The sequence below is a fragment of the Chelatococcus sp. KU-N122 genome, assembly GCF_055391085.1.
Map to the genome: position 1 here is coordinate 8632668 of NZ_AP043981.1, position 17407 is coordinate 8650074.

Annotated in this window: 14 protein-coding genes; 8 read left to right on the forward strand and 6 right to left on the reverse strand. The window is 65.2% G+C overall.

Features of this window, described 5'->3' with window-relative positions:
• Positions 1-30 precede the first annotated feature (30 nt).
• Together ACZ5PO_RS38800 and ACZ5PO_RS38805 are read right to left on the reverse strand one after the other, a co-directional pair.
• On the reverse strand, positions 31-1107 hold the full coding sequence (locus ACZ5PO_RS38800) for a phosphotransferase family protein (protein ID WP_464188631.1): 1077 nt from the start codon (positions 1105-1107) through the stop codon (positions 31-33).
• The gene (locus ACZ5PO_RS38805; protein WP_464188633.1) at positions 1104-2354 is read right to left on the reverse strand and encodes an acyl-CoA dehydrogenase family protein; all 1251 of its coding nucleotides are present in this window, start codon (positions 2352-2354) and stop codon (positions 1104-1106) included. The genes ACZ5PO_RS38800 and ACZ5PO_RS38805 overlap by 4 nt, the downstream gene beginning before the upstream one ends.
• A 303-nt stretch (positions 2355-2657) precedes the next feature.
• Here ACZ5PO_RS38805 and ACZ5PO_RS38810 point away from each other — a divergent pair, with 303 nt between their 5' ends.
• From ACZ5PO_RS38810 to ACZ5PO_RS38820, 3 genes are all read left to right on the forward strand, one after another.
• A complete protein-coding gene (locus ACZ5PO_RS38810; RefSeq protein WP_464188635.1) occupies positions 2658-3596 on the forward strand; it encodes an alpha/beta fold hydrolase in 939 nt (312 codons plus the stop codon).
• A gap of 68 nt (positions 3597-3664) precedes the next feature.
• On the forward strand, positions 3665-4441 hold the full coding sequence (locus ACZ5PO_RS38815; protein WP_464188637.1) for a short-chain dehydrogenase/reductase: 777 nt from the start codon (positions 3665-3667) through the stop codon (positions 4439-4441).
• A gap of 31 nt (positions 4442-4472) precedes the next feature.
• Positions 4473-4985 (forward strand): PaaI family thioesterase, encoded by a 513-nt coding sequence (locus ACZ5PO_RS38820; protein ID WP_464188639.1) that lies wholly within the window; start codon positions 4473-4475, stop codon positions 4983-4985.
• Positions 4986-5421: 436 nt separating this feature from the next.
• Here ACZ5PO_RS38820 and ACZ5PO_RS38825 read toward each other — a convergent pair whose 3' ends face one another.
• Positions 5422-6450, reverse strand: coding sequence for a helix-turn-helix domain-containing protein (locus ACZ5PO_RS38825; RefSeq protein WP_464188641.1), 1029 nt, complete (start codon positions 6448-6450; stop codon positions 5422-5424).
• 255 nt (positions 6451-6705) lie between these two features.
• Between ACZ5PO_RS38825 and ACZ5PO_RS38830 the strand changes: the two genes are divergently transcribed.
• The 3 genes from ACZ5PO_RS38830 to ACZ5PO_RS38840 all read left to right on the forward strand — a co-directional run bounded on the left by ACZ5PO_RS38830 (position 6706) and on the right by ACZ5PO_RS38840 (position 9673).
• Complete coding sequence (locus tag ACZ5PO_RS38830) at positions 6706-7128, forward strand: helix-turn-helix domain-containing protein (protein WP_464188643.1); 423 nt, start codon at positions 6706-6708, stop codon at positions 7126-7128.
• Positions 7125-7934, forward strand: coding sequence for a transporter (locus tag ACZ5PO_RS38835; protein WP_464188645.1), 810 nt, complete (start codon positions 7125-7127; stop codon positions 7932-7934). Before ACZ5PO_RS38830 ends, ACZ5PO_RS38835 begins: the two co-directional genes overlap by 4 nt.
• A 299-nt stretch (positions 7935-8233) precedes the next feature.
• The gene (locus tag ACZ5PO_RS38840; protein WP_464188647.1) at positions 8234-9673 is read left to right on the forward strand and encodes a DUF1254 domain-containing protein; all 1440 of its coding nucleotides are present in this window, start codon (positions 8234-8236) and stop codon (positions 9671-9673) included.
• Between the two features lie 503 nt (positions 9674-10176).
• On the opposite strand, the gene ACZ5PO_RS38845 is transcribed toward ACZ5PO_RS38840, so the two are convergent.
• The 3 genes from ACZ5PO_RS38845 to ACZ5PO_RS38855 all read right to left on the reverse strand — a co-directional run bounded on the left by ACZ5PO_RS38845 (position 10177) and on the right by ACZ5PO_RS38855 (position 12692).
• Positions 10177-11232, reverse strand: a complete 1056-nt coding sequence (locus ACZ5PO_RS38845; RefSeq protein WP_464188649.1) for a zinc-binding metallopeptidase family protein — start codon at positions 11230-11232, stop codon at positions 10177-10179.
• Positions 11233-11339: 107 nt separating this feature from the next.
• The gene (locus ACZ5PO_RS38850; RefSeq protein WP_464188651.1) at positions 11340-11855 is read right to left on the reverse strand and encodes an OmpA family protein; all 516 of its coding nucleotides are present in this window, start codon (positions 11853-11855) and stop codon (positions 11340-11342) included.
• Positions 11856-12047: 192 nt separating this feature from the next.
• Positions 12048-12692 carry a L,D-transpeptidase gene (locus tag ACZ5PO_RS38855; protein ID WP_464188653.1) on the reverse strand — a complete coding sequence of 215 codons (645 nt, stop codon included), beginning with the start codon at positions 12690-12692 and terminating at the stop codon, positions 12048-12050.
• 292 nt (positions 12693-12984) lie between these two features.
• Here ACZ5PO_RS38855 and ACZ5PO_RS38860 point away from each other — a divergent pair, with 292 nt between their 5' ends.
• Positions 12985-14094 carry an efflux RND transporter periplasmic adaptor subunit gene (locus ACZ5PO_RS38860; RefSeq protein WP_464188655.1) on the forward strand — a complete coding sequence of 370 codons (1110 nt, stop codon included), beginning with the start codon at positions 12985-12987 and terminating at the stop codon, positions 14092-14094.
• 9 nt (positions 14095-14103) lie between these two features.
• Positions 14104-17247: an efflux RND transporter permease subunit gene (locus ACZ5PO_RS38865; RefSeq protein ID WP_464188657.1), complete on the forward strand. Its 3144-nt coding sequence runs from the start codon at positions 14104-14106 to the stop codon at positions 17245-17247.
• Positions 17248-17407 lie beyond the last annotated feature (160 nt).

Consider the following 17407-nt stretch of genomic DNA (forward strand, 5'->3'; position numbering starts at 1 on the left):
CGGCCACTGCCGATCGCGCTCGGGCCAGCGTCAGGCCCCAGCCTTCTTGGCGTAATCCCAGGCCATGACCGCCAGCGGCTCGGCCCGCTCGCCGGCCTCGATCGCCCGCGGGCTGGCCGCGGTGCCGTCACGGACGCGCCCGGCGATGCCCTGGGAGATCGCCGACAACCGGAACAGGTTGTAGGCGAAGTACCAGTTCACGTCGGGGATGCCGTCGCGGCCGGTGGCCTTGCAGTAGATGTCGATGACCTCGTCGACGTCGGGAATGCCCAGCGCCTTGAAGTCGATGCCGCCGAGCGAGGCGCGCCCGTCGTAGGGCATGACCCAGCCCTGGATCACATAGGTGAAGTCCGCCAGCGGGTCACCGAGCGTCGACAGCTCCCAATCCAGCACCGCGAGCACGCGCGGCTCCGTCTTGTGGAACATGATGTTGTCGAGGCGGTAGTCGCCATGCACGACGGAGGTGCGTGTCTGCTCCGGCACCGTGCGCGGCAGCCACTCGATCAGGTTCTCGACCGCCTCCATGCGGCGCGTCTCGGACGCCCGGTACTGCTTGGTCCAGCGGTCGATCTGCCGGGAGAAGTAGTTGCCCGGGCGGCCGAAGTCGCCGAGGCCGATGGCCTGCGGATCGAACTGGTGCAGTTGCGCCAGCGTCTCGATCTCCGAGCGGTAGAGGCGGCCGCGATCTTCCTTGCTGAGCGAGGGCAAGCCGCCGTCCCACAGCACCCGGCCTTCCTCCATCGACATGATGTAGAAGATCGTGCCGATGATGCTCTCGTCCATGCACAAGCCGTAAGGCCGCGCGACGGGGAACCCGGCGCCGTGAAGCGCCGAGATCACCTTGAACTCGCGGTCGACCGCGTGAGCAGACGGCAAGAGCTTGCCCGGAGGCTTCCGCCGCAGGACGTAGGACTGCGCCGGCGTCCGCAGGCAGTAGGTCGGGTTCGACTGACCGCCCTTGAACTGCTCGACCGTCAGAGGGCCCTTGTAGCCCTCGACATTGTCCTTCATCCAGCCTTCGAGAAGCGCCTGGTCGAACCGATGGCGCTCCTCGACGGGCTTGGTACCGGCGAAGATCTCCTCCGCGCTTGCGCTCTCTGCACTCACTGGGCGCGATGCTCCGCGTTCGAGTAACGGGCGAACTCCAGGCGCGCGATCGCCCGGTTGTGAACCTCGTCCGGGCCGTCGGCGATGCGCAGGCTGCGAATCCCCGCATACATCTTGGCCAGGCCGAAATCGGTGGTGACGCCGCCGCCGCCGTGCGCCTGGATGGCGTCGTCGATGATCTTCAGCGCGATGCGCGGGCCCGCCACCTTGATCATGGCGATCTCGAGCTGAGCCGCCTTGTTGCCGACCTTGTCCATCATGTCGGCGGCCTTGAGGCAGAGCAGCCGGGTCATCTCGATGTCGGTGCGCGCCTCGGCCACGCGCTGCTCCCAGATCGACTGCTCGGCGACCTTCTTGCCGAAGGCAGTGCGGGACTGGAGCCGCTTCACCATCTTCTCCAGCGCCCGCTCGGCGACGCCGACCGTGCGCATGCAATGATGGATGCGGCCCGGGCCCAGGCGGCCCTGGGCGATCTCGAAGCCGCGGCCCTCGCCGAGGATGAGGTTGTCGGCCGGCACGCGGACATTCTCGAACAGAACTTCGCCGTGGCCATGGGGGGCGTCGTCGAAGCCGAATACCGGCAGCATGCGCAGGATCTTCACGCCGGGCGTGTCGAGCGGCACCAGGATCTGCGACTGCTGCTGGTGGCGGGCCGCCTCAGGGTCGGTCTTGCCCATCAGGATGCCGATCTTGCAGCGCGGATCGCCGACGCCGGACGACCACCACTTGCGGCCGTTGATGACGTAGTGATCGCCCTCGCGGCGGATCGAGGTCTCGATATTGGTGGCGTCGGAGGAGGCGACCAGCGGCTCCGTCATCAGGAAGACCGAGCGGATCTCGCCCGCCATCAGCGGACGCAGCCACTGATCCTTCTGCTTGCGCGTGCCGTAGCGGTGCAGCACTTCCATGTTGCCGGTATCGGGCGCGGAGCAGTTGAACGCCTCGGAGCCGAAGGTGACCTTGCCCATCTCCTCGGCGCACATGGCGTATTCGAGGTTGGTCAGGCCGGCGCCGCGGTAGTCGTCCTCGTCGTGCTCGGCGTTCGGCGCCAGGAAGAGGTTCCACAGGCCTTCAGCCTTGGCCTTGGCCTTGAGATCCTCGAGGACCTTGATAACCTTCCAGCGCTCCTCGCCGACCACGTTCATCTCTTCGGCATAGGCCGCCTCGGCCGGATAGACGTTGTCGTCCATGAACTTGCGGACGCGATCGCGCCAATACTTCTGCCGTTCGGATGTGGTGAAGTCCATGATCGCTTTCCTCTCCTCGGTCACATTAGTGGCACCTCGAGCCCTGGGGCGAGGCGCGCCTTTGATCGATGTTGGCGACACGGTTATCAGGCCGCACGCGCCCTGAGAACCAAATTTTTTATCTCGGATGCGCCGCCGGCCGATCCGGGCCAGCGCCTGCCGACGCCCCAGCCGAGCCGTGGGCCACCTGCCCAGGCGGCGCCTCGTCAGCAGCAACCTACGGCCTCCAGCGCTTGACACAAGCTCCTTGCTCTGGAACGTCGAGATTATCAACCTAGCGCTTGTTTGTCTGAAGGCCGCATCATGGAGCTTGAGAAGCCGCGGGGCCCGCTTGCCGATCTCGGCGGCGCCAGGCCACCCGCACCGGATTGGTTCGCGGCGGCCCTGGCACGGACGCCCGAGCGCGTCCTCGTGCCGGTCGCCGGCGCCCGCATCGAGACGCTGATCTGGGGCGAGCGCGACCGGCCCGGCCTGCTGTTCCTGCACGGCAACGGCGCCCACGCGGACTGGTGGAGCTTCATCGCGCCCTTCTTCGCCGACGACTACCGCGTCGCGGCCATGTCGTGGTCCGGCATGGGCGGCTCCGACCGGCGGCCGCACTACACCCTCGATCTGTTCGTCCAAGAAATTCTCGAGGTCGCGCAGGCGGCCGGGCTGTTCGACCACGGGGCGCCGATCGTCGTCGGCCACTCCTTCGGCGGCACGCCGCTGATCGCTTGCGCGGCACGGCACGGCGAGCGCCTGAAGGCGGCGGTGGTGGTGGATACGCCGATCATGTCGCCCGAGGTGCGGCGCGAGCGGCGCGCCCGTCGCGGCGAGCCGCGTGAGCCGCGCGACCACCAGATCTATCCGACGCTGGAGGCGGCGCTCACGCGCTTCCGCTTCCAGCCGTCGCAGCCGTGCGAGCACCTCTACATTGCCGACCACATCGGCCGGACGTCGCTTCGGCAGCAGCCATGCGGCGGCTACAGCTGGCGCTTCGATCCGTTCATGTGGAAGGACTACCGCAGCGGCAACCCGACCATCGATCTGCCCGGCGTCCGCTGCCCGGTGGCGATGATGTACGGTGCGAAATCCTCGTTCCTGGCGGATGGCATCGTCGACTACACGCGCTCCATCGCCCCGCCCGGCACGCCCATCATGATGATCGCCGAAGCCCACCACCACATCATGGTCGACCAGCCGTTGGCGTTCGTCTCCTCCCTGCGCACGCTCCTCGCGGCGTGGCCCGGGCCCCGATAGGCTGCTCCGCCCCCCCGGGCTTGACCGGCCGCGGCGCCGAGCCCTTCATACCGCGCGGAGGGACAGCCATGGATTTGGGACTGGCGGGCCGCAAGGCCCTGGTGACGGGCGCCTCGAAGGGCATCGGCTTTGCCGCCGCCAAGCTGCTGGCGCAGGAGGGCTGCCGGGTCGTCCTGGTGTCGCGGGACCGTGACCGGCTCGAAGTCGCACGGGGCGCGATTCTGGCGGAGGTCACCGGCGCCGACGTCGCCATCGATGCCGTGGATGTCTCGCGCGACGAATCGGCCGGCGCGCTGGCGGCCGCCCACGGCGACGCCGACGTCCTCGTCAACAATGCCGGCGCCATTCCGCTGGGCGACATCGCCAGCGTCGACCAGGCGCGGTGGCGCGAGGCCTGGGACCTCAAGGTCTTCGGCTTCATCGGGGTGACGCGCGCGTTTTACGCCCTCATGGCGGCGCGCCGCGCCGGCGTCGTCGTCAACATCATCGGCATGGGCGGCGAGAAGGTCGACGCCGCCTACATCGCCGGGGCCGCCGGCAACGCCGCCCTCATGGCCTTCACCCGGGCACTGGGCGGGGCGAGCCCGGCCCACGGCGTGCGTGTCGTCGGCATCAACCCCGGGCCGATCGCCACCGACCGCATGGAGACGCGGCTCAGGACCCAGGCGGCACAGACGCTGGGCGATGCCGACCGCTGGCGCGAGCTGACGGCAGGCATGCCGTTCGGCCGCCCGGGCAAGCCCGAGGAGATCGCCGCCGCCGTGGCGTTCCTGGCGAGCGACCGTTCCGCCTTCACCACGGGGACCATCCTGACCATCGACGGCGGCCTCGCCAACAAGCCCTGATAGACTCTTGATCGCACCCCCCGATTCGCGGATGGAGAGATCGACGCATGAGACGAGGAGGCGGAGCGTGACGGAGGAGCCGAAGCCGCGCCGGGCGCGCATCGTGGAAGACGGCGAGTTCGCGGGCTGGCGCACGCCGGACCGGGACACCTTCGACGCGCGCTCGGGCCCGTATTACCACCGCCGCGACCCCGACGGCTCGATGCGCTGCGCCTTCCGCGCCGACAAGCGCCACCTGAACGGGCTGGGCATGGTGCACGGCGGCGCTCTCCTCACCTTCGCCGATCATGCCATCTTCATGATCGCCTCGCGCGAGATCGAAGGCGTGCCGTCGGTCACCGTGACCCTGAACAGCGAGTTCGTCGGCGCATGCGCCGCAGGTGACCTGATCGAGGCGACCGGCGAGGTCGTACGGGCCGGCGCCTCGATGATCTTCGTGCGCGGCCTGCTGACCACCGGTGGGCAGCCGGTACTGAGCTTCTCCGCCACGATCAAGCGCATCAAGCCCAAGCGGCCGACCAACCCGGACGCCGGCGTCGACTGACGCCGCCTGCCGTCACCGGCCCGGCGCCGCCGCATAGTGGTTGCGCAGGCCGGCGATCACGGCCCTCAGCGCCTCACTACCGCTGGCCTGCTCGCGCGCCCGTCCGGTCACCTGGTGCACCGTCTCGGGTGATGATGAGAACTATGTCTACTCCATAGTCCTCTAAGGCCCTCTGTTTGCAAAAACCGAGGTTCGCTGCCCGCTGGTAACGGCATTGGCCTGCGAGTTCTCCGTTTGGATTTTCCACACGATCAGGAGCGCTCCGTTGGCGGTGCATCGTCAGCCGAATGGCTGAAGCTCGATTAAAATGATAAAGGCAGGCTCAGCCTGATAATTGTCATTTCGCACCAACGAGCCGGGAAGCAGCAATCTTCGATCTGGGGCAGTTCAAGGCCGCGACCAAACAGGGAGCGAACTCACGCGATGCGGCTTCGAATCAGGTCGGGCCGATCGTCGAACGCTCCGGTTCCTGCCGGACCTGCTCGCGAAACCGTCTGGGACTCACACCCGCCATTTTCCGAAAGGCTCGCGTAAAGTGCGCGTGGTCGGCGTAGCCGGACGACTGCGCGATTTCGACAATTCTCGCGTTTGTGTCGCGCAAAAGCTTGCTGGCGTTCTCGAAGCGGGCTGCACCGACGATATCCGAATAACTGAGGCCAGCGTGCGAAAGCTTGCGTTGAAGACTTCGTGAGCTGAGGCCGGCCATCTCCGCGACTTCAGCAAGACGTGGAGTTCCATCATCCAGGTAGGACGGCAACATCATCTTGATCAGTCCAACGATTTCATAGTCCGAGGTGCCATCATCGTCAGCGAGCAAAGGAGCCGGAATGGCGTTCGGGCGATTGGGGATGCTCAAATGCGAGACCGGCACATCAATCCACGAAGCGTGCTGACCCGACAGGAAGCGCGAGTGTGGCCAGAAGGATTGGGTGTCAAGGCTGGGCGTATAGTGGGCTTCGAAGGCTATCGTCGCCGGATTCCAATGCGATCCGGTAAACCGCCGAACGATATGGATCGGGAAGATGAGCTGCAACCACTGCGAATGCTCGAGGTGCGAGAGCCTCTGCGTTCCGGTAAGCTTGCTGCAAATCCGCACCTGATCGCCGCAGCGTTCAAGCCACATGCGCAAGTTCGTATCTTCGACGGAAGCCCACTTGCAGGCCTGCCGAAGCGCCACGAGCAGCGTCGGCGAGTGGCCGATCACAGTCCGTACTTTCTCGCTCAGGTGCTCAAAATGCAGATCTCTCGCAGCATGGAACCCGAAATCGACAATGCCCTGCGCTCGCTGGGCGGCCCCCACAAAGCGGATTGCTGGAAGAATTGGTACGTAGCTATCGGCCTTCTCGACCAACGACGTGGGAAGTCTAAGCCTGGACAGAAGAGTGCCTGTCGGGGCCCCAATCTGGTCGAGAATGTCCGTGAAGGGGATGACGAACTGGCAACGCGTTAAAGAAAGGCCACTCATTAGAGAAATCCTATCCGCAAATCGTCGCCTGCATCAGGTGCGACATCCTGCGGAATGTTGCTTTTGTCCCTACGATTGAGACCGAAGAATTTCTCAGGCCGGTTCCCGAGATGCTCTGATCTCCTGTCTTAGCAAATGCGTTACGTTGTCGCGCCGCGCGATCGCCCATCTGCCCCTCTTTGGCGGCTTTTGGCAAGAATTTCCGCCGATCCGCTTATATGCCTGAAGCAACAGGAGCTTTAGCGTCATACGTCGATGATGAAGACCGTTCCCGTTCCGTCGCCATTCTCGGTGCGCGAGACGATTGCAACATTGATGCGCGATGGCGACGCGTCCCTGCCGCGGGCCGCGCGGCAGCTCGGGGTGAGCCCTCGCTCGCTGCAGCGCCAACTTACCGCCAGTGGCACAAACTTCAGCGAGATGGTCGCGGAGGTTCGGCTCGACACGGCCTGTCATCTACTCACCCAATCCGATCTGAGCCTCGCAGCCATCGCCAATCGGCTCGGATATAGCGGCCCAAGCAGCTTCAGCCGCTCCTTCATGCGTTGGATGAAAATCCAGCCGGCTGTTTATCGAAGGCAGCAGATGGCCGGATTGCGTGGGGAGCGACACGGGGTCGGAAAGCACCGCGCCCCGCAGGACGCCATCAATAAGAATGACCAAAGGAACGCCCGGTGACAAGGTTTTCGACGGTAGTGACTTTATGCGCCGCCGCTGCGGCGGCATCGGTCATGGGCTGCGTACAAGCCTCAGCAGACGATGAAAAACCCTCGTTGTCGCAGCAGCTCGCCAATCCGATCGCCAATCTCGCCAGCCTGCCGATCCAGTACAACATGCTGTTCGGCGCGGGCCGTGACAAGAAAGGGACCATATCGGTCCTCGATGTCCAGCCCGTTATTCCGATCAAGCTGAACGACGATTGGAATTTGATCACGCGGACCATCCTCCCGATCGCCGCGACCAACAACATTCTGAATGGTCTGGGTGACGCGCGCGGCCTTGGCGATACGCAAATGAGCCTCTTTCTGTCACCGGAGAAAGCGGGCCCCGGCGGGCTTATCTGGGGCGCCGGAACAGTCATCAACATTCCAACCGCAACGGATCCGCTTCTAGGAACACGCAAATGGGGCGCCGGTCCGACTGCGGTGGCACTCGTACAGAAAGGTTCCTGGACAATTGGTGCACTCGCCAATCAGATGTGGACCTTCGACGGCAACGACATCAACAAGAGCTTCATCCAGCCTTGGGCGACCTACGAACTGCAAGACGGTTGGTCCGTCTCAGCCACGTCGCAGACATCATATGACTGGAATACGCATAAATGGACGGTGCCGCTGAACGTTGGCGTCGCGAAGCTCTTCAACGTTGGTAATCAGCCGATACAGCTCCAGATGGGCGGAATTTACAACCTCACTGCACCCGACGGCGTGCCGCGATGGGGCTTGCAAACGACGCTGACTTTCCTTTTCCCCAAAGGCGGATAGGGCGCGTGAAGGCCCGTTCGTCGACCCGTTCCTAAAAAGCCGCGCGATGATTGGCGCAAAATGGCAAGTTTCGTCCCGCTGATTGGGGGACAATCGCGGGGGACAGAAACGATTTCTTGAAGTGCTTGCTCATGTGGAGGGGAGCCCCTTGTTATGCTCGATGATCCGATCAACTGAAGCGCCTTCCAGACCTAAGTAGTAATAGAAGAGCGGCTCGGCGATATGATCGTCATCGGCGATCTCGGCATCCACAGGATGATACGGCCAAGCAAAATTAGCAATCGCATTGGAGAGAATTGATGAAGATTACCCGTCGTGCGGTTACCTTAGGTGGCTTGAGCGCCGGTGTGGCCGCTAGCATATCCGCGCTGATGCCTGCAAATGCTCAATCGATCTCGCCATCGGAGGCGCGGCAAATCGCTGAGGATGCCTACATTTACGGCTACTCGCTCATCACGTCCGAGATCACGTGCGTACAGAGCACCAACCGCGCCAAGCCTGATGGGATAAAGGCGCCACTCGGCCAGTTTGGTAATGTCGAGAAGTATCCTCCCGCCGACTTTCGCCTCATTTCGGCGCCCAACGCCGACACCCTCTATTCATTTGCATGGCTCGACCTCGCTGAACCGCAAGTGTTCAGTCACCCCGATATGGGTGACCGCTACTATATCTTCGAGGTCGTCGATCTTTGGATGTCGGACTCGGAGTCTTCGCCGAGCCCGCGCACGGCCGATGGGAAGGCGGCCAACTACCTGTTCACCGCGCCGGGATGGAAAGGCGAAGTTCCAGCAGGGATGAAGCACTTTCCGTCTGCAACGCGCTACATGATCATTGCAGGCCGCATCTACGCCGACGGGAGTGAGCAGGATTACAAAACCGTCAATGCGTTGCAGGCCCAGAACAAGATCACACCGCTGTCCGCATGGGGTAAACCCTACACTCCTGTGGCCGCGCCGGTGAATCCAAACCCTGGCTTCAGCATGACTGATGCGCCCCAATCGGTCATTCTCGCTATGGGAACCGAGGGCTACTTCAACCTCCTGGCCAAGCTGATGGCGGCGGATGCACCACCGGCCCCGACAGACGGGCCAATCCTCGCCCGTATGGCCAAAATCGGCGTCGAGCCCGGCAAAGCGTTCGTACAGAGCAACCTCGACCCAGAAGTTCAGGCGGCGCTGAAGGATATCCCGCAGACAGCGCTGAAGAAGATCGAGGCCAACAAGGATAACCTTGGCTCTATTGTGAACGGGTGGGCGATCTCGAAGGGACTCGGCACTTATGGCCCTGGTGACTATTTGAAACGCGCGACGGTTGCTGCGTTTGGTTGGCCAGCAAACCAGGAAAAAGACGCGGTCTATCCCATCACGGACATCGATACTTCGGGCCAAAAACTGACAGGTTCAAACAAATACACCGTGACCTTCGCAAAGGGCGAGATGCCCCCCGTCGAGGGGTTCTGGTCAATCACGATGTATATGATCGACAAGGGTTGGTGGTTCACCCCCAATCCCCTGAACAAGTTTACCGTCAGTACCCGAGACAAGCTAAAGGCCAACTCTGACGGTTCAACGACGCTCTACTTCCAAAACGAGTCACCCGGCGCCGACAAGGAGTCGAATTGGCTGCCCGCTCCGAAAGGCGACTTCCTTCTCATGATGCGGATGTACTATCCATCGGAGACTTCGCCTTCGATTATTGATGGGAGCTGGAAGCCCGCGCCGGTGGTTAGAGTGAGCTAAGGCTCCGTATTCGAAAGCGCAGGACGAGGCCGCGAATGCGGCCCCGTTTTGCTTGACGATGCTCACAGGGCCAATGCCAATCCCGCAGTTTCGGTCATCACCAGCAACGAAGGCGGAGTCATAAAAGAATCTAGCGGTGTCAAAATGCCTTGGACCGAGAGGCGAGATGATCGGGCGTGGCGGAGATTCCGATCGTTTTTTTTCGTTGCTCCAATCGTTCATCATGACCTCTCCGACCGCTGGCGGGTCCTTCGACGTCGGTCTTCCAGGGGCAGTTGAATGGTCGGCGATCAGACGCCCGCCGGGGTAAAGCCGGACGTGCCGGGTCTGTTGCCCTGAAGTTGACACCACAACGTCGGCCGGGACCAAAATCCACTATTCCATCCCGAAGCGATTCGAACTTTTCACCGCCCAGCGCAGCCGTTGCTACGCCTTTTGCCACGCCTACCTCCGCTCTTGGCGCCAGCGTAGTGTCGGCGGTTATCGGCGGCTATGGAGGGCAATCAGCGGTTTGGGCGCACCATGTCGTGCACGAACGACACCTTCACGATGGCCGCCGGCGACAGCACGAAGGGGTAGAGGTCGGGCTGGCCCATGCTGCGGTTCAGCGAGTTGACGGCGAAGGTCAACGGCAGCCAGGCCGCGATCAGCCGCTCCATGTCGACGGCCTCGTGCGGATCGAAATCCACGCTTGCCACCAGCCCCGGCGCCCCCCGGCGGTGCGGCCCGACCTTGAGGCCGAAGGCGCCCGCCGTCTCGAGCGTATCGATGATGTGCAGGTAGTGCGCCCAGGTCTCGGCGAAGTCCTCCCAGGGGTGGGAACTGGCGTAGGGCGTGACGAACCGCTCCTGCCAGTCCGCGGGCGCGCCGTTGGCATAGTGCCGCTTCAGCGCCTCGCCGTAGTCGTCGCGCTCGTCACCGAAAATCTGCCGGAACGGCTCGAGGAAGCCACCGTCGGCGACCAGCCGGTCCCAGAAATAGTGCCCGACCTCGTGACGGAAGTGGCCGAGCAGCGTGCGGTAGGCCTCGCCCATGTCGTGGCGCCGGCGCTCGCGCTCGACATCGTCGGCCTCGGCCAGATTGATGGTGATCAGGCCCCTGTCGTGGCCGGTGAGAACGGTCGGCTGCGACGGCTCGCTCGGGTCGGCCAGGAAGTCGAAGGCCAGCCCTTCGGGCCCTTCCGCCCGCGTCTGAAGCGGCAGGCGCAGCCGCAGCAGGGTGTAGAACAGCCGGTGCTTGGCGATCTCGATGCGCCGCCAGCGCTCCAGGTTGGCGTGACCGGAGAGGTCCGGAATGGTGCGGTTGTGCCGGCAGGCCGCGCAATAGCCGTCGGCGCTGTCGGAAGGGACCAGCCAGTTGCAGCTGCCGTAGACCGCGTTGGCGCAGAAGCGGTAGGGGCGGCTCGGCTCGGCGAGTGCGGTCCAGCCCTGGCCCGCCGGCTCGAGCGCCGAGAGCTCGCCGCTCGTGGCGACGTAGCCCAGCCTACGGCCGCAGCTTTCGCAGGAACTGTTCTCGAAATAGAGCGGCTGGCCGCAGTGCTGGCATTCGAAGAGCTTCATGGGCGCATCATCACAGGCAAAGGAGGCGTTGCCGCGGCCGTTCGGCCGGGGACACTGCCTAATGCCTGTGGCGCCCTATCGTTCCCTGGCGCGGCCGCGACGCCCCCTCAGAGGTCGCGGTCGCCTTCCAGGTTGGTGATGACGCGGCGGTTCTGCGCCTTGCAGGAGATGTCAGAGCAGTCGCGGACGATGCGCTCCTTCTCTCGCCCGTAGGTCTTGGTCCGCAGACGACCAGCCGATACGCCGTGAGCCACCAGATAGGCCTTGACGGCATCGGCGCGACGCAGACCCAGCGCCCGGTTCTGCTCGTCGGAGCCGGAGTCGTCGGCGAAGCCCTGGACCTTGGCGTTCCAGCGCGGATATTTGGCGAGCCACGCCGCCTGGCCGTCGAGCGTCACCTTGGCGGTATCGTCGAGCTCGGCCGAGCCATCCTTGAAGAACACGCGCCGGCCGACGTTGACGATGAAGTCCTCGTTGCTGCCGGGAGGCACGTCGGCGCCACTGCCCACGGGCGCGTTGGTCACGTTGGGGCTCGGAGCCCGCACGGTCTCGCTCGCGCAGCCCGCCAAGACCAGGGCGGCCGCAAGCAGCGCCGCCTTGGCCGCCCAATTGCCGATACGCATGAATGCCCCCGCACTCGATGTCCGCCACGCGGGACCCGATCCGGGTCGAGCGGCCGATCACATTCTTGGAGTTCGCCGATTATCGTTCACTGGCATTGCACGCGGCGCGGGAGCGAACCTCTCCAGCGCCGCGCCACCTCGAGCGCTTCTTGGCGATCGGGCGAGCGGGCCCGATCGCCAAGCGCTCAAGCCTCAGGTCGCGTCGCCCGAGCCCAGGTGCTTCAGGACGAGCACCTTGGTTCCCATCGGGCAGCGCTGATAGAGATCGACCACGTCCTCCGGGAACATGCGGATGCAGCCGCTGGAGACGTCACCGCCGATCGACCACGGCTCCGTGGTGCCGTGCAGCCGATAGCCCAGGTCGCGACCGTCGCGGTAGAGGTACAACGCGCGCGGTCCGAGCGGATTGTCGGGGCCGCCGGCCATGAAGGTCGGCAGGTCCGGTCGCCGCTTCAGCATCTCCGGCGGCGGCACCCAGCTCGGCCAGATCTGCTTGCGGTCGATCTGGGCCCGGCCGAACCACTGGAAGCCTTCCTTGCCGACACCGACACCATAGCGCAACGCCGTCTTGTTCTCGAAGATGATGTACATGAAGTGGTTGCGCGTATCGATGACGACGGTGCCCTGCGGCTCCTCGGAGTAGTATTTCACCAGCTGCCGGCGCCACGCCGGGTCGATCTTGGTGAAGTTCGTCTTGCGGTAGTATTGGCCGTTGTCGGGGACCTCGCCTGAGAAATAAACAGCCGACTGGTCCTGCTGGGCGAGCGCCGGCGCGGCGAAACCCGCCGCCGCCATCACCGAACCGCCCGCGACAAACTGCCTCCGGCTGATCGTCATGTCATCTCCCCCCGGGGCCGCGGGCACCCTGACGGACACCCGAGCATCGGCTCATGCAACCCCAATCCATCCATCTGTACGGACACTTGGGGAAGGTCGTCAACTCGCGGCGGCCCTGTGCCCTGTGCAGAACGGCCCGACGGTGAGCGTCCGATGACCATTTGATCTTGCTTACGATTCGGCAACTGACGAAAGTTGACATTCGTCAGTCGTCACATACGTTGTGCCGCAGGGAAAACGCCGGGCGGGGGCAGCGGCGCCGTACCGTTGATCGAGCGGAGACATCGGGCCCATGCGCCAACCTCGCGTTGCCGTCACATATCCTGCCCGCGCGCTGGCGATTCTCACGCTCGCCGCGACCCTGCCGCTCGCCGCCTGCAACGAGAAAGCGCCTGCCGAGGCCAAGCAGAACCGGCCCGTCCTGGTGGCGCCGGTCCGCTACGAGAGCGAGACGCCGTCGCGGACGCTGGTGGCCACCATCCGCCCGCGCATCGAGAGCGACATCGGCTTCCGGGTGAACGGCAAGGTGGCCAAGCGCCTGGTGGAAGTGGGCGACCGCGTGGCCGCCGGCCAGACGCTCGCGGTGCTCGACGACGTCGACCTCAGGCTCCAGGCCGAGCAGGCGGAAGCCGAGCAGCGGGCGGCGAAAGGCGCCTTGACCCAGGCCACCGCTGCCGAACAGCGCTCGCTGGAGCTGCGCAAGAAGGGCTGGTCGACCGACGCCGCGCTCGACTCGAGCCATGCGGCGGCGGACGAGGCCCGCGGCCGCGTCACCCGTGCCGACCGCGCAGTCGAGCTCACCAAGAACAGCTTCTCCTACGCCAAGCTCACAGCCGACGCGCCGGGCATCGTCACCGCCACCCTGATCGAGCCCGGGCAGGTCGTCTCGGCCGGCCAGACCGCCATCCGCGTCGCCCGCACCGGCGAGAAGGAGGCGGTCGTCGCCGTGCCCGAGACGATGATCGACCGGGCGCGCACCGGCAAGGCGACGCTGGTGCTGTGGTCGAAGCCGGGCAAGAGCTACGAGGCCAAGCTGCGCGAGCTGTCGCCGACGGCCGATGCGACGACGCGGACCTTCCTCGCCAAGTTCTCGCTGCCCAATGTCGGCAACGATGCCGAGATCGGCATGACCGGCACGCTGTCGCTGGTCGACGCCAAGTCCGCCCGCGTCGCCCGCCTGCCGCTCTCGGCGCTGTTCAACCAGAACGGCGGGCCTTCGGTCTACGTCGTCGATCCGGCGACCGGCGCCCTGGCGCTGAAGCCGGTCACGGTCAAGAGCTACGACAGCCGCGACGTGGTCGTCACGTCAGGCGTCGAGGAGGGCGACAAGGTGGTCGCCGTCGGGGTGCAGAAGCTCGATCCGGTCCAGAAGGTCCGGGTCGTCGACGCCCTCTCCTTCTGAGGCGGGGCCATGAAGAGCTTCAACCTCTCCGCCTGGGCGGTCCGCCATCAGGCGCTCATCCTCTTCCTGATCGTCATCCTGGGCGTGGGCGGCCTGATCTCGTATCAGCGCCTCGGCCGCGCCGAGGACCCGTCCTTCACCATCAAGGTGGTGGTCGTCACCGCCATGTGGCCCGGCGCCACGGCGCAGGAGATGCAGGACCAGGTCGCCGACCCGATCGAGAAGAAGCTGCAGGAGCTGCCCTACTTCGACAAGGTCGTCACCTACGTGAAGCCGTCGTTCACGGCCATGCAGATGTCGTTCAAGGACACGACGCCACCCAAGGAGGTGCCGGAGCTGTTCTACCAGCTGCGCAAGAAGCTGGACGACGTCCGCGCCAGCCTGCCGACGAACCTGATCGGGCCCAACGTCAACGACGAATACGGCGACGTCGATTCCATCCTCTACATGCTCACCGGCGGCGGCGCCGACTACGCCCAGCTGAAGAAGGTGGCCGAAGGCCTGCGCCAACGCCTGCTCAAGGTGCCCGACGTCACCAAGGTCAACCTCTACGGCGTCCAGGATCAGAAGATCTTCGTCGAGTTCTCGCACGCCAAGCTGGCGACGCTCGGCATCACGCCGCAGGCGCTGTTCGACAGCCTGGCCAAGCAGAACGCGGTGGTGCCCGCCGGCGTGGTCGAGACCGACGCCCAGCGCGTCCCGCTGCGGGTGAGCGGCGCCTTCGACGGCGCCAAGGCGGTGGCGGAGACGCCGGTAGAGGCGAACGGCCGCGTCTTCCGCCTCGGCGACATCGCCACCGTCACGCGCGGCTTCAAGGATCCGACCGACTACGTGGTGCGCCAGCGCGAGCAGCCGGCGCTGGGCATCGGCGTGGTCATGGCCAAGGGCGCCAACATCATCGAGCTCGGCAAGGAGGTGGCGGCCGCGACCGAGGAGTTCATGGCCGCCGTGCCGCAGGGCATCGACATCGAGCAGGTGGCCGATCAACCGCTCGTCGTGGACCATGCGGTCGGCGAGTTCGTGCGCTCCTTCATGGAAGCGCTCGGCATCGTGCTCGTCGTGAGCTTCATCTCGCTGGGCTGGCGCACCGGCATCGTCGTCGCCCTCTCGGTACCGCTGGTGCTCGCCATCGTCTTCATCGTCATGGGCGCCATGGGGCTCGACCTGCACCGCATCACGCTCGGCGCGCTGATCATCGCGCTGGGGCTGCTGGTCGACGACGCCATCATCGCCGTCGAGATGATGGTGGTGAAGATGGAGCAGGGCATGGACCGCATGAAAGCGGCCGCCTTCGCCTGGACGTCGACCGCCTTCCCCATGCTCACCGGCACGCTGGTGACGGCGGCAGGCTTCCTGCCGATCGGCTTCAACAACTCGGCCACCGGCGAATACGCCGGCGGCATCTTCTGGGTGGTCGCCATCGCGCTGGTGGCGTCGTGGATCGTGGCCGTGACCTTCACGCCCTACCTCGGCGTGAAGCTGTTGCCGAACCTGGCCAAGGCGCACGCCCACGGCGATCCGCATGCCATCTACGAGACCCGGCTGTACCGGGGCCTGCGCGCCGTCGTCACCTGGTGCGTGCGCCATCGGATCGTCGTGGTCGTCTCCACCGTCGCCATCTTCGCGCTGTCCATCGTCGGCTTCGGCCACGTCCAGCAGCAGTTCTTCCCGCTGTCGGAGCGGCCGGAGCTGTTCTTCCAGATGCGGCTGCCCGAAGGCACCGGCATCGGCGCCACCACGGCGGCGGCCAAGAAGGGCGAGAAGCTGCTGGAGGGCGACAAGGACATCGCCACCTTCACCGCCTACATCGGCCAGGGCAGCCCGCGCTTCTGGCTGGGCCTCAACCCGCAGCTGCCGAACGAGGCCTTCGCCGAGATCGTCATCGTCGCCAAGGACGTGGAGGGGCGCGAGCGGATCAAGGCGCGGCTGGAGAAGGCCATCGCCGACGGGGCCATCTCGGAGGCGCGCGTGCGCGTCGACCGCTTCAACTTCGGGCCGCCGGTGGGCTTCCCCGTGCAGTTCCGGGTGATCGGCCCGGACACCGGCGAAGTCCGCAAGATCGCCTACGAGGTGCGCGACGTGATGCGCGCCAACGACAAGGTGCTCGATCCCCACCTCGACTGGAACGAGCAGACGCCGAACGTCAAGCTGGAGATCGACCAGGAGCGCGCTCGGGCGCTCGGGCTGACGCCACAGGACATGGCGCAGGCCCTGCAGACGCTGATCTCCGGGGCGACCGTCACCACCGTGCGCGACGGCATCGAGAAGGTCGACGTGGTGGCGCGCATCGTGCCGGAGGAGCGGCTGGATCTCGGCCGCATCGCCGATCTCAGCATCGTCTCGCGCAACGGCGTGGTGGTGCCCTTGTCCCAGGTGGCGCGGCTCGACTACGGCCACGAGGAGCCGATCCTGTGGCGGCGCAACCGCGACATGGTCGTCACCGTGCGTGCCGACATCGTCGACGGCGTGCAGGCGCCGGACGTGACCAACGCGGTCTGGCCGAAGCTCCAGGACATCCGCGACAAGCTGAAGCCGGGCTACAGGATCGAGATCGGCGGCGCCATCGAGGAATCCCAGAAGGGCAACGCCTCGCTGGCCAAGCTGATGCCGCTCATGATCATCGTCATGCTGACCTTGCTGATGATCCAGCTGCAAAACTTCTCGCGGCTGGTGCTGGTGTTCCTGACGGCGCCGCTCGGCATCGTCGGCGCCTCGCTCGGGCTCAACATTGGCCATCAGCCGTTCGGCTTCGTGGCGCTGCTCGGGCTCATCGCGCTGGCCGGCATGATCATGCGCAACAGCGTCATCCTGGTCGACCAGATCGAGCACGACGTGGCGGAAGGCGCGTCGCGCCGCCAGGCGATCGTGGAAGCCACCGTGCGCAGGGCCCGTCCGGTGGTGCTCACCGCGCTGGCAGCCATCCTCGCCATGATCCCGCTGTCGCGGTCTGCCTTCTGGGGACCGATGGCGACCACCATCATGGGCGGCCTGTTCGTGGCGACCTTCCTGACGCTGCTGTTCCTGCCCGCGCTCTACGCCCTCTGGTTCCGCCGCTCGCTCGACACGGTGGCAGAGTCAGAGGGCATCGATGGACGGCACGGCAAGGACCGCCTGCGGGAGGTCCCGGCGCAGTTGCCGGTGGCGGCGGAATGATTGGCGCGGATCACGTTTGCGAGGCTCGCATGGCGATCGCCGCCCGCTCATGACGCTGATCTGATAAAATACGTTGGCTTAAGTTCGTTGAAGAGCAGGCCGCGGTAAGTGGCCGCCGAGTTGGGACTGAGAGGTTTGACTGATACCGCGCTTCATATCC